This is a genomic window from Paractinoplanes aksuensis (assembly GCF_024137025.1).
GTDB lineage: Bacteria > Actinomycetota > Actinomycetes > Mycobacteriales > Micromonosporaceae > Actinoplanes > Actinoplanes aksuensis.
The window spans coordinates 246,723-259,607 of sequence record NZ_JAMYJR010000031.1; the positions used below are offsets into that span (position 1 = coordinate 246,723).

Genomic DNA, 12,885 nt, shown 5'->3' on the forward strand with positions numbered 1-12,885 from the left:
GGCCCTTTCGACCCGTCGCCGGCGCTGCGCCGGGTTCAGGCCGTGGCCGGCAGGTTCCCGGCCAATTGGGCGGCGCGACAGCAGGTTTTCGCGCCGTCGATCGGCACGAGATGGTCGCCGTCGGGTACTCGACAACACCGCCCAGGTGCTCGAGACGGGCCTTGCTGGCGTATCCAGGAACCAGGTTGAAAGTTCGTGAATACCCTGACTGGCGGTGTGTGCATCCCTCCAGGGCCGCGAACGTGTTTCTGGGGTTCAGTTCTCGGCCACAGCCAGGCCGATACGCTGTGCTCGTGAGGGAGGATCCTGCGCTGGCATATCGGGCTGCTGCTCAAAAGCTCGTAGATCTGTCCGACGATGTGTCGGCTGAGCGCTCGTACGAAGCGGTAGCTGATGCACTCTCTGATTTGCGTGTGGCAGTCGCCCGCGTCTACGGGGCTCGCCGTCGGCAGGCGGATGGTGTCGGCGGCGCGAGGCAGCGGATTCTGAGATACCTGACGGCGCATCGCGGCGAGTGGGTGAGCGGTGCCGAACTCGCCGCAGTGTCGGAGATCGGCGAGTGGGCGAGACGGATCCGGGAGTTGCGAGTCGAGGAGGGTTACGACGTCGAGGAGAACGGGGGCCGGTATCGGCTTCTGTCCGAGACGCCGGACTCCGAGCGTCGGGACCGCTACCGGATGGTCACCAAGCTGCGTGGATCCGATGAATCCGCGACCGATCGGATTCAAGAACTGTTCGACGAACTGGTAGGCAAGGCGGTCACCGCCGACGAACTCGATCGAGTCGCCCACGGTCGGGGTGGCGCGGGCATCGCTCGACAGATCAGGGATCACGAGCTGTTGCCGATAGAGAGCAGTGCGGACGCGCCGGATCTCAGGACCGGTGAGCATCGATTGGTGTCGGCTCGCGAGGTCGACCGCCTACACCCTTCGCAGCGGCTGTTCCCCGAAGACCTGCGCCGGCAGGTCTTCGCGCGGGATCGTTACATGTGCCGCAAGTGTCGACGCCGACACGAGACGGTCGACTCGCTCGGTGAGGTCTTCTATTTGGTGGTGAAGCACCTCGACGCAACGCCGAACGATGTGGCCGGCCTGCCGGGCGATGACCTGCGCCGATTGTCGCGTCTGGCGACCTCGTGCAACCGGTGCTACGCGTCAGGACTCTGAGGAGTCGTCTTGTCGAGACGTGCTCACCCGCCTGCCCGGAGAGCCGCGGTGAGCTGCGCAGCCTGGATGGCCTCTTGGAAATAGCCCGGGGTCCGGTCGTCCCCGACGATCATGATCCGGTCCAGCAGCAGGTTCCCGCGCTCGCAGGAAGTCTCGGAGATCAGGCAACAGCCGTGGCACGCGGCCAGATTCATGCTTCCCATGCCCTGGCCGCGGCTCCCTCTGCACAGAGGGTCGGATGAACACCAGGATGCGGCTTCCAGAGCGGCGACCAGGGTCCGTGCAAGCCGGGGCGCCTCGCCCTGGCGGACCAGCCCGCCGAGTGTTCCTTCCGCATCTCCGGCGGCCGTGTAGATGAGCAGGCCGGATTCCTGCGTGGCGCCTGCGGCGGCATAGACCCGTTCTCTGAGGGAGGCGGCCGAGTATCCACAGCTGAAGGCGAGTTGTCGCATGAGGACGTGGGCGAGGCTGTGCAGCAGGATGAGGCGTGGGGTGGCCTCGGCGAAGCGTGACCCGACCAGCGAGTCGCGGCGGCGGCGTTCCAGGACACGGGCGCGTTCGACAACCGCGTCTAGGCGTTCCCAGTCGGCAAGCCGGCTCTCGTCGAGTGTCAGAAGAACGCCCTCGCCGAAGGATTCGACGGCGGGCAGCCATCGTGCGCGACCTCGTGGTCCAAGGTCGGCATCGACCATGTCGGCACCGAGGTCGTACCGCCGGAAGCCGTGCAGGACGCGTACTTCGCGCAGACGGTGGGCGAGGACCACGTGGCCGACGGACGCGCGCAGGGCGGCCAAGGCGTCCCCGGCATCGGGTTCGAGGAACGGGGTGACGGAGACACGGAAGGTCGGCGTGCCGAGTGTCTCGGCGGGGTTGTCGATGGCCTGTCGGAACGCCTGCCACTCGTCGGCCAGCAGGCCCTCGCGGGCCGCCTTCATCTCCTGGTCTGGATCCGTCGGCGCGGACGCCGCAACCCTCCGCACGAGGTCGGGCGATACGCCTACATCGCGGACGATGAGCTGCACGAGCGCGTCGGCGAGCGGCCCGGTCGGTGATGATCGGACGTCCTCGAAGTTCTTGTGTTGTCTGATCTCGGCTTCTTCGTCCCGCACGGGTGTTTCCGGTTCGGGGATGTCCAGGGCTGTGGTGGTGTCGCTGAGAGTGACGTTTGTGGCGCCGCGTTGTACCACCTCGAGCCGTTCGTTGCAGGATCCCTGGTTGGGCCGCTGCCAGGGTTGGGCGCCGTCGCACCGCACGCTGATCCGGCGGAGGGAGTCGCGGACCGTGAGGTCGCCGAGGTCGCGTTCGGCTTTGCAAGTCGTGCACCGGACGACCAGGCTGGCCAGGCCCTCGGAGGCGATGCCGGTCCGGGTGAGGAAGAGCAGGTCGTCGACCTTGCAGCGTCGCTGTTCCTGGTCCGTCGGTTCGGAGTGGGCCCACCGGCGCCAGGGGACGTCCATCGCATGTCCACGTTCGGTCCCGACGACGATGAACCGCATCGGGACCATCGGCCCGCCGCAATGTCCGCAGACCGGCGGGCCGCCGGTCTCGTCGTGGTGTCGCATGCGATGCATACGCCGGCAGTCCTGGCAGAACAGCCAGCTCGGGAATCGCTCGTATGGCAAGCCCGGGGTGTTCTTGGCCGGGAACGAGGGCACGCTGGGCGGGGTACGGAGTTCGGCGACGCCTAGGCGTTCCTGAAGTCGGCGCGAGGTGAGCCGGTAGGTCTGCTCGATCGGCCATTGGCTGATGTCGGCGGCCATGAGAGATTCGCCGAGGATGTCGAGAACGGCACCAACGCCGAAGGGCGAGACGGTCTGGCTGAGTCGGGTGGTTCTCATCGTTGCTCCCCATTGGCGATGACACGGACGGTGCGGTCGACCGATCGCATCGATCGCATGGTCGGCCATGCGTCGCGTCGTTCGCCGTAGTCGCAGAGCAGTACGGGGTGATCGTGGTCGCTGCTGTCATAGCGCAGGTCTTCGGCGTCCAGTGCCCTGCGCTCCCACTCGTTGACCAGGCGCTGTACCTCGGCGGTGGTTTCGGCGAGGGCGTCGGGTTCGCTGCGGGCCGCGGCGTCGAGCAGGATGCGGACTGCCTTCTTGACCGGCGGGTCGTCGGCGCGGAAAGCGCCGGCGTCGTTGTTGGTGCGCAGGCCTGCTCCGTGCCGGATCAAGGTGACAAGCGCGGCGTGCAGTGTCCGGTCGCGAGAGGCCGCGGACCAGGGCGTGACACTTGTGGGTTCGACGTGGCGGTACAACGCCCCGTGGAAGGCGCGGAATGACTCGTAGTGTGATCTGTCGCGAGGTTTCCCGGCGCGCAGCAGGGTGACGACCAGGCCCGGGACAGTCGACCGGCCGACTCGACTAGTGGCCTGGATGTACTCGGCGGTGGTCTTGGGTTGTCCGTTCATCAGCATCAGACCGAGCCTGCTGATGTCGATGCCGACCGACAACATGTTGGTGGTCGCGACGAGGTCGACGGCGTCGGCCTCGTCGGCGCGGCGTTCGAGACGGGCAAAACGTTTGACGAGAGCGCTGGGCGGGACGTTGCTGGTGAGTTCGATGACGCCTTCGCCGCGGATGCGGCGTGCCCGGTCCCCCCGGCGCGACGCTCGGTTGGTCAGCAGAGACTCGATGTCGTCGCGCACAATCGTGAGGGTGCGGCCCAGCTCGCGTAACGAATTGTGGTAGGCGACGACCGTCCAATAGGCGTCGAGACTCGTCGGCTCGTCCGCCAGGAGCATCGGTACCTCGAGCAGCGCAAGACAGGACAGGCCGGTAGCCCTCGACTGGGTGAACGCCTGGGGCATCAGGCCCACGTACATGCGTCCCGAAGACTGGAAGTCGGTTTCGGCGAAATAGCTGTGGTCGGCATCCAGTCCGCTGGGCGGGAACAAGGCGACGGGCGCTCCGTAGAGGCGTTGGACCTGTTCGGGTGCCGATCTGATAGTCGCCGTCGAGGCGACGATCTTGGGTCGAGTGCCGTCCCATCCCATCAGGCCGAGCACGGCCGCCTCGAAGAGCGCGACGGTCGTGCCGAGCGGGCCGGAGAGCAGATGAAGTTCGTCCTGGATGACCAGACCCGGTGGGTCGTAGGGCGAGTCGTCGCGGCCGAGGACCACGCCCGCATCCTTGTGCCAGGGCAACCCGGCGAATTTGTCGACGGTAGCGACCAGCAGTGTGGGCGGTTCGGCGTAGATCTGCTCGTCGACGACCTCGACCGGCAGCTCCCGATGAAACGGGCACTCGGCGTGCGGGCAGAACAACTCGAAGGTCCTGTTGGTGGTGCGCACACCGTAGGCGCCGTCGTCGGTCGTACGCCGTCGCGGTATCAACGGGGTGGCACACCATGGACAGTCGTTGATCTGGAACGGATTGTCCGGTTCGGAGGCGCGGCGCAGCGCCCGGGTCCGCTCGTGGGCGATCTTGTAGCTGTTCGGGGTGGTCTCGCCGCCCAACCAGAGGCCGATGGAGAAGGGCGGTGTGTCGCGTAGCCGCGGGTCGTGGTCCCGGAGTTGTTGCAACGCGCATACGAGCGTAGCGGCGCGTTGAAACTGCTGGGAGGTGAGCATGCGCAACGTGTAGCGGGTCAGGACCGCGGTGCCGCCGCCGCGTCTGCCGCGGGTGAGCCTGCGATGGATCATCTCGAAGGCGGCAAGAGCGAGGTAGGCCTCGGTCTTGCCACCGCCGGTCGGGAACCAGATGAGGTCGACCACGTCGCGGTCGTTGTGTCGAGGGTCGACGGTCGAGGCGATCGTGAGTAGCTGGAACGCCAACTGGAACGGGTACCAGGAGGGCGGGGTCGACTCGGACGGACGCTTGGGCATCTCCTGTCCACGTCGGGCGGGTGAGACCTTGGCGTGGCGTGACTGCAGGATCTGCTCGCGCATAGCGCCGTTCGCCAGTCGGAACGCGGTCCGTGCCTTCTCGTTCTCTGTGAGGACACGGATGCCCTCGCGCATCCTGTCCCTGGCCGACTCCATGCGGACCAGCAACCGGCCGGCGGCGCCGGTATGGTGCGCGGCGAGGCCAGCCGCCTCGTCGTGGCGTTCGGTGATCCAGTCGGCGTAACCCTTGACGAAGGAGTCGAGAGCCGCCGCGAGTTCGGGTGCAGGCACGGTCTCGTCGGAGAGGAATCCGAGGTCGAGGACGGAGGCTTCGCGTGAACCCGGTGACACCCCCGGGACGACACTCTGCGGGAGCATGTCGACGGCGACCCGGGTGATCACGTCGTCGTCGCCGTGCCAGACGACAGAACAGCCGTGGCCTACGCCGTACACACGCCGGTGCCGGTAGAGCAGTTGTAGTTCCTGGTCCTCGGGGTCCTCACTGAGCAGCGACACCGACGGGTACGGACGGACCTGGCCGCCGTTGACCGTGCAGGAGAGTGCGACCTGGAACAGGCAATCCTCGGTGGGCGGCGGGGAAGCGGGGTCGTCGTGGTGGGCGTTGTTCTCGACAGCGACCGTGACCAGCCAGGCGTCGTCAAGCGGTCGCCAGACCGCTTTGAGGGTCGCGGCGCCGTCGAGCACCGTGACGGGGGCGGTGTGCGGGTCGAGCGTCACCGGGGGTTCCGTCAATGGTGTACGTCGCCAGCCTTCGCCGTCGGGAACGCGCTGGTAGCGGCCAGCCGAGACCCGGCAGTCGAGGTGGCCACCGTCGTGCAGGAAAGAGACCGCGGCGGACGCCGGTGTCCACTCGTTGGCCAGTTCGATCGGTTCGTCGAGGCCGTCGTCGTGCTCGTCGTCGCCGAGGACGTCGCCGTCCAGGCGGGGCGCCGCCGGTCCCCGTGGATAGATGGTGCCGACGAGGTAGACCCGGTCCGGCCGGTTCGCAATGATCTCGTTCTCGCCGTCCTGCGGCCCGACGTACTGGCGGCGCAGGTAGTCGACGGTGTCGTCGCGGAGTTGGACGAAGGCGCGAGGCTCGGTCATGCCCGGTTCCTTACGAGGGTGTCGGTCAGCTGTCGCCAGGCCTTCGGACGAACGGCCAGCCACAGCGAGATGCGCGGCCGGGTCATGGCGACGTACAGCTTCGACCGGTCGGTGGACGTGGCGACGTCGTCGACGTCGACAACCAGCACGTACGGGGCCTCGAGACCCTTGAAGTCGCGGACCGTCACCAGTCTGGCGGCGCCGGATGTCCTAGCGTCCGATCCCTTCTCGGCAGCCGTCAGCCGGCCGTTGGCGTAGGCCCTGGTGTGCACGGCCGAGCTCTCGCCGACGGTGTCGCGGAGCGTCACGACGACGATGTCGGCCGGGTCAACCTCCTCGTGGCGAAGCCGCTTGAGGCGGGCGTCGAGCAATGCCGCTGTGTCCCGGTCGGTGTCCGGCCGTTCGTACTCGACCGCCGGCCCCTGGCCGGCCTTGGCCACACCCAGGTCGGCTCCGGTCATCAGCTGAGTCTGGGTGACGATCGCCGAGGTGTTACGGCAGTTGTAGGGCAACTGGTAACGGCTGGCGTTGGCGGCGACCTCCGCATACACCTGTGGGTCGAAGGCGCCGTGGATGCCGGTCTGGTTGTTGGGGTCGCTGAACATCCGCCATCGGCCGTCCCGCAGTCCCCCCTCAACGAGCCGGTCGAGGGTGAACCAGTCGTCGACGTTGAGCAGGTCCTGGGCCTCATCGACGACCAGGACGTCGACGGGCGCGGTCGCGGTGGCCTCGGACCACGGTCGGCAGATCACGTCGGTGTCGCCCAACGACCGACGCATGACCTCGACGACTCCCTGGGAGCGGCACGTCAGCAGGACCGAGGCACCTGACCGGGCCGCCCGCCGGGAGGTCTCCACGGCGAGCAGAGTCTTGCCGGATCCGGCGCCGCCGGTGCAGAAGATCCGTTCGTTGATCTCGCTGCCGCGGAGCATGTCGTACTGCTCACGGGCCAGTTCGACGTAGTCGGTCTCGAAGGTGGCCGCCAACAGCGACAGCCGGGGAACCCGGTCGAAGTCGGGACGTAGCAGCGAGACGACGTCACGATAGTCGGACTCACGCGCCGTGCGGTGGCTCTTGCGCCGCCAGTACGAGGCCGCGGCCGTCAGCGCCCTCTCCAAGCCGGCAACAGTCATCGCCGCGGGCCCGATGTATTCGACCGGATCCCACTCGAGGTCACGGTCGAGCAGCTGATCCGGTGTCACCACGGCGGCACCGCACGCCGCCGTCAGTCCAGGGATCCGATGTTCGAGGTCGTGCTGCAGCGCAAACATGGCGCCACGGGCCTGCTCGAAAGGGCCCTCACGCTTCTCGTGGACCACGCCGTAGCGGTCGGTGAACGTCCACACGCCGTCGACGCGGGAAAGTCGTCCGCCTTTGACCTCCAGGACGAGGAGGAGGTCTTTGAGCACGATCAGGAAATCGATCTCGGCCATCCGTTTGTACTCGTGCCGCGGCAGGTGGACCGAGTAGAAGCAGGTGGCGGGTTCGCCGAGGTCGGCCTGAGCGAGGAGCTTGGCCACCCTGGTCTCGGCGGCCGACTGGATGCGGCCGAACCCTTCCGGTGCGGGGATCATCTTCATCCGGCGACTCCCCGGTACTGCCACAGGTGGTCGAACTCCGTGTAGGCGAGCCGCTCACCGAAGGCGTCGAATGTGTCGGCGACGTTCACGATGAGGCATTCCGGTTTGCCGCCGTTCTCGGGCCCTCGCAAGCCACGCCCGACCATCTGGATGTACAGATTCGGGCTGAACGTCGGTCTGGCGATGTAGAGCGCGCGGACGCCGGGGGCGTCAAAACCCTGAGTCAGCACGTTGCAGTTGGTCAGCACCTGAATCTCGCCGTCCCGGAACGCCTCGATCGTGCGCCGACGTTGCGGTATCGGAGTAGCCCCGCTGACCGCGGCGGACGCGATGCCCTGGACGCGTAACAGCGCAGCAAGGGTCTGGGCGGCCTGGACCGAGGAAGTGAAGACGAGGATCGGCCAGTCGCGAGGCTGTTCGGCGATGTCCTCCGCCAGCCGAAGAGTTCGCTCCCGGTCGCGTCCGACCCGGGCGAGCATGTCGTTGGAGACGTCCTTGAACCTGCTGTAGTGGGCCTTGTCGGCATCGCCGGTCGCGAAGGCCGACCCCTCGATGGTCCGATGTTCGGTTCGCGCCAACACTCCGCGACGCTGCAGCTCACCGTAGGGGTCATCGCCGAGCACGTCGAACTTGTTGTTGAAGAAGCGCCCGGCGAGTCGGCGGTTGGCGTCCTCGCCGGTTCCGGCGAACGGGGTCGCAGTCAGGCCCAACAAGGGTCGTGCCGTCGCGCGGTGGTCGATGCCGAGCCACCGTAGCGTCGCAGTGATGCCCTCGGCGATCGCTCCGTGCGCCTCGTCGAGCACCACGATCGCGGCGTCCCTGAGCCAGTCGTAGTCAGCGCCGCCGCGGACGACGTCGAGTTTGGCGTCGGTGGCCACTACGACGTTGGCGTCCAGATCGCTGGGGGCAACCTCGTTCCGGCTCCAGAGTCGACTCAGGCACAGCGGTCGATTACCGAACTGCCTCCAGACGGTCATCCAGGTCTGGAGCGCCTGCTCGCAGAGTTCCTCGCTCTGGGCGATCCACAGAACCGGACGTTCGATCTCGCGTGCGTTGATCGATCGGACCAGTGCCTCGACGGTCACCCGGGTCTTGCCGGCACCGGTGGGCAGGAACAGCAGGGCCCGATCGGGCTCTGCACCGGGACGGACTAGATCTCGGATCCGATCGGCCAGCTCCTCCTGGTAGTCGTGCAGGGGCTTGAGATCGGGTGGTCCCAGAACCGTGACGTCGGCGTCGAGCCGTCGATTGCGTTCGCCCGCGAACTCGGCTGGGAATCCGAGTTTCCGGACAGTTTCCATGGCCGACGGTGATCCGGCCCAGGTGTCCGGTACCTCGTACCCTGCGGCCTTCAGATCATGGCGCAGCACGTACAGGACCGTGTCGCCGTAGTAGTGCATCAGTAACTGCGCGACCTGGGGATCGCCGCCGTCGGGAGCCACCTCCCGCACGGTTTCGAGTAGCCCTTCCGGCAGATGGACCCGAAGCGTTCCGACGGGCAGAAGGGCGAGCAGACGGTTGGCGGGATCACGGACCGTCCGGGCCAGCGCCATGGCCTCCTGGATCCGGGCGTTGTCGGCCTCGCCGAGGATCCGATCGATCGCCCGCGTGTCCAGGCGGAGGTCGAACCGGTCCGAAATCCGACCGAGCAACTCCTCGTCGTCGAGCGAGTCCTCGAAGTAGACGGCATGACCGGCGACGATGAAGTCCTCAGAGCTGCTCTCCGAGCCCGTCGGGAGTGTGACCACCCGCTGCAGGGAGTGGCAGCCGACTAGTTCCAGTCCGTCGAGCACCTCGGCGCCGTAGTCGCGGAGCCGGCGGAACCGGTCGAGCAGGACGACGGGCTCGCTCGGTGTGTCGGGAATGATCTCGACGCGCAGCATCGACGAGGCGGGCCGGCAGCCCCACGCCGCCATCAGGGCTTGAGCGTCCTGCTCGTCCTTGACCGTGATGAACGGTAGGCACTGTTCGGTCAGCGGGCGAGCCTCGTCGTCCTGGGTCGCGATGAGAAGTTCGCCCGGGGCGACGCTCGCGTAGCCGGAGCCCGCAAGAGCCGGCACCTGCTCCGGTGTCTCGGCGGCCGGGAGACGTCGGAGGGCCTCTGCGACCAGCTCGCCGAGTCGGCGCGAGTCGCCACCGGTCGGCACCCGAGCGAGAAACTCCCGCCAAAGGGTGACGGGAATCTCTTGTCGGTCGCTGATTGTCGTCAGCCGGGATGCGGATCGCCACGTCGCGACTGGCATCAGCGGGGCGAGGTCGGACAGGTCCGGATGCAAGGAACGCGCCGCCTCCCGAGGCCCCCAGGCCGTATCAACCAGCCCGTACCGTTGAGCAGCCCACAAGTGTGGTGCCTTCACTGAAAGGCCCGGAAAGCGAACCGGGTTCGGTGATTGCAGCACCCATTTGGCGGGCGCCTCGATCTCCAGGAGCAGCCGGGTCCATAGTGCCCGCGACTCGTCGTCCCGCGAGTCCGCGAAACCGCGCAGGACGTGTAAGGGAGTCGGCCCCTCCTTCTCGCGGAAGTCGATGGCTGTGGGGTCCGGTCGTCCACGCGCGGGCAGCGGTTCGAGGTAGGCGGCACGTTGGAGTCGGCGGTACTCGGACAGCGTCATGTCCTTCGTCGCCGCCTCACTGACGACCGGACGGTCCGCGACGCCGATGGAACGCAGCAGACCCAGATGCAGCTGGTGGAAGTCCACGTCGACGGCCAGCGAAGCCTTCTTCGGCTCTACGAGTCCTGGGACCACGACGGTTCCCACGTGCTGCCACGACCCGTCGCGGCACCGGACCTTCAGCGCCGCCTCCTTCATCACATGCTGCAGCAGGATCTGCTCGGCGTCGTGCGTGCTGACCTCGAGGACGAGTTCCCAGAATTCCTGCCACTGTCGGGCGGTCCATCGGCTCGCGGCCGTCACCGCCAGGCGTCGTAGTTCACTCGCGGGGTCCACGTCGTCGAAGCCGACGGCGCGAAGGCTGTCCTCAACTCCGTCGCGGTCCAGGAAGCTCGTTCGGACCAGGCGGATGCCGGCTGACGCGCTGAGCGGGTTGCCCCGCAGGAAGACTCGGTCGGTGTGGTCGATGCGGTGCAACGTGCCCGCAGTGTCCGGGACGACGGCGGCCTGCTTCAGGATCCGACGCGTCGATTCGTCGCGGATCGACATGAAGACCTGTAACGCGGCGTCACACTGATCGTCACGGCCATCCGCCACGAGTCGTTCCAGCCACGCTTCGCCGTTCAGTTCGTTCAGGGCGGCTTGTTTACCGTCGCCGCGGACCAGTCGACGGAGTCTCGCCTTTCGGGTGGGCGTGCGGTAGCACATATGGTGGGGGCTCCGGCCGGGTCGGCCGGGCGCCGTGTTCCAGGTCGAGACCGAGTCGAGGTCGATCACGACATCGGCGTTCAGATACTCGAGATCCGCGGGAATCCGCAGGACGCCGTCCGCGTCCGGCACCGACATGGTCCTCTGCGCCAGTTCCGGGACGAGCTCGATCAGGCGCAGGTCGGCGAAGTTGTCGAACTCGCGGTCGCGTGAGGGCATGTAGTCGAAGTGGCGTGCCGGATCCTCGGGGGTTCCGAGGCGGGGAAGGGCGCTGACGATGAGTTCCGCGACGACGTTGAGCAGTCCTTCGTTGAACGGACCCGGAAGAAGGTTGGTGCGATCGTCGCTGACGTGCCACGGAGCATTGTGGATACCACGGGCCGAGGTCGAGTCCTGTAACGGGAAGTACGACCAGAATCGCCCCAGAGCCTGCACATCGTCCAGCGGAGCCGCGTAGGTGACGGTGACTTCCGGGCGTCGCACGGCCTGACTCACACCGGCCAGCTCCTGCTCGGAAGGGCGGTGAACCTGGTGCAGCACCAACCATTCCGAGGAGGCGACAACCGGCCCCCGACTGTTTCCGTCGACCTGAGTCTGCTCGCTGTCCCGGTCGTCCTTGCCGTCGGCGTGCGACTGACTGACCAGTAGCCGGTAGCGGTCGCTACCGAGCTGCTCGCAGCGGAAGGTGTTGCGATGATCGACGTCCCAGCTCAGGTTCAGCTCGGACAGGTGCGATGCGAAGAGCGGAAACTCCCGCGGAAAGGTCACCATTTGCTCGACGAGGTCGTCGAGGCCGCGCGACAGCGGAAGACACACGATCGTCTCGGCCCACTCGGCGAGCGCCGCCAGGTTGGGATCCGCGGCGATCTCGGTCAGGTCATGGACAGCCACCGGCAACCGCAGAATCGGGTAGGAGGTGGCGTCCGGGGCCCGCTCGGAGAGCACGCGGCGTGAGGCCTCGGCACTGAACCTGAAGGACACGTCCTTGCTGATCACCATCGGGGCGTCCGTGAGCGCAAGGACCGACTTGAAACCGAGGCCGAACCGCCCCATCTCATCGCCACCCTTGTCGCTGATGTACGCGTGGGTGATCGCCTCCAACCCCTTCGCACCGAAGGGCTCACCCTCGTTTGCGCAGTACAGGACCCCGTCGCGGAGCACTACCTCCACTCGCCCGCGACTTCCGCTGCGACGCAAGGCGTCGGCGGCGTTCTGTACGAGTTCGAGGACCGGCCGCTTCGCGTAGCCGCCGGTCCGGAAGTTGTCCTCGTGACCCGCCTGTTCCTTGATCAGCAGGGCGCCGGCGCTCACACCCTCCTGGTACAACTCGTCGATGAGCCGCTCGAGTGTCGCGTCGGGGTGTCCCCAGCCCCTTGATCTCCGCACGGACCTCATTATGGTGTCTGCTCTACATATGAGTGGCGCCTTCGCCGGGCTTTTCCTCGATTAGCAATCGAAGGGTGGATTCAGCCGCGATGGGTGGCTCCCTGGAGCAGTACGAACGGGTGGGACACTTGCGCCGTTCGACACACGATGAGGCTGAAGTGATTGCCAGTTCCGGGATCCCGACGCTGGCTGTCGGCGGCGTTCGTCGCCCTGCCCGGCGTTCGTTTCGACACTCGCGAAGTGGCGTGACCGCAGGTACGGCGTCCAACTGCCCAACATCAACCGCCGGCGCCCGCCACATAACTACGGCTGCTCGACGATAGGCTGGAGCTGGATACAGCAGCTACACCCTTCCGACTGCTCCGGCCGACGCCGTGTGTGCACTATCGCCGAATCATGACCGCGGATATGCGCATCGTCTACTGAGGTGATCTCAGCGAGGGAAAGGCTCCCGATCTGAGCGACACGGGCATACCTGGACAGGCCGGGCGGTGCTGGAT

Annotated in this window: 5 protein-coding genes; 1 reads left to right on the top strand and 4 read right to left on the bottom strand. The window is 66.9% G+C overall.

Annotation, left to right across the window (positions count from 1 at the left end):
* The first annotated feature begins 293 nt into the window (after positions 1-293).
* On the top strand, positions 294-1,166 hold the full coding sequence (locus M1L60_RS28785) for a KpnI family restriction enzyme N-terminal domain-containing protein (RefSeq protein ID WP_253240657.1): 873 nt from the start codon (positions 294-296) through the stop codon (positions 1,164-1,166).
* 23 nt (positions 1,167-1,189) lie between these two features.
* On the opposite strand, the gene drmB is transcribed toward M1L60_RS28785, so the two are convergent.
* Genes drmB through M1L60_RS47980 form a run of 4 tightly spaced genes read right to left on the bottom strand, consistent with a single transcriptional unit; the run spans position 1,190 to position 12,310 of the window.
* A complete protein-coding gene (gene drmB / locus M1L60_RS28790; RefSeq protein WP_253240658.1) occupies positions 1,190-3,073 on the bottom strand; it encodes a DUF1998 domain-containing protein in 1,884 nt (627 codons plus the stop codon).
* Positions 3,001-6,099, bottom strand: a complete 3,099-nt coding sequence (locus M1L60_RS28795; protein WP_253240659.1) for a helicase-related protein — start codon at positions 6,097-6,099, stop codon at positions 3,001-3,003. The genes drmB and M1L60_RS28795 overlap by 73 nt, the downstream gene beginning before the upstream one ends.
* Complete coding sequence (locus M1L60_RS28800) at positions 6,096-7,679, bottom strand: nuclease-related domain-containing DEAD/DEAH box helicase (protein ID WP_253240660.1); 1,584 nt, start codon at positions 7,677-7,679, stop codon at positions 6,096-6,098. Before M1L60_RS28800 ends, M1L60_RS28795 begins: the two co-directional genes overlap by 4 nt.
* Positions 7,676-12,310, bottom strand: a complete 4,635-nt coding sequence (locus M1L60_RS47980) for a DEAD/DEAH box helicase (protein ID WP_253240661.1) — start codon at positions 12,308-12,310, stop codon at positions 7,676-7,678. Before M1L60_RS47980 ends, M1L60_RS28800 begins: the two co-directional genes overlap by 4 nt.
* Between the last annotated feature and the right edge of the window lie 575 nt (positions 12,311-12,885).

Excerpts from the sequence above, each read along its gene's own strand:
- drmB (WP_253240658.1), bottom strand. The coding sequence starts at position 3,073 with ATGGCCGACCATGCGATCGATGCGATCGGTCGACCGCACCGTCCGTGT.
- M1L60_RS28795 (WP_253240659.1), bottom strand. The coding sequence starts at position 6,099 with ATGACCGAGCCTCGCGCCTTCGTCCAACTCCGCGACGACACCGTCGAC.
- M1L60_RS28800 (WP_253240660.1), bottom strand. The coding sequence starts at position 7,679 with ATGAAGATGATCCCCGCACCGGAAGGGTTCGGCCGCATCCAGTCGGCC.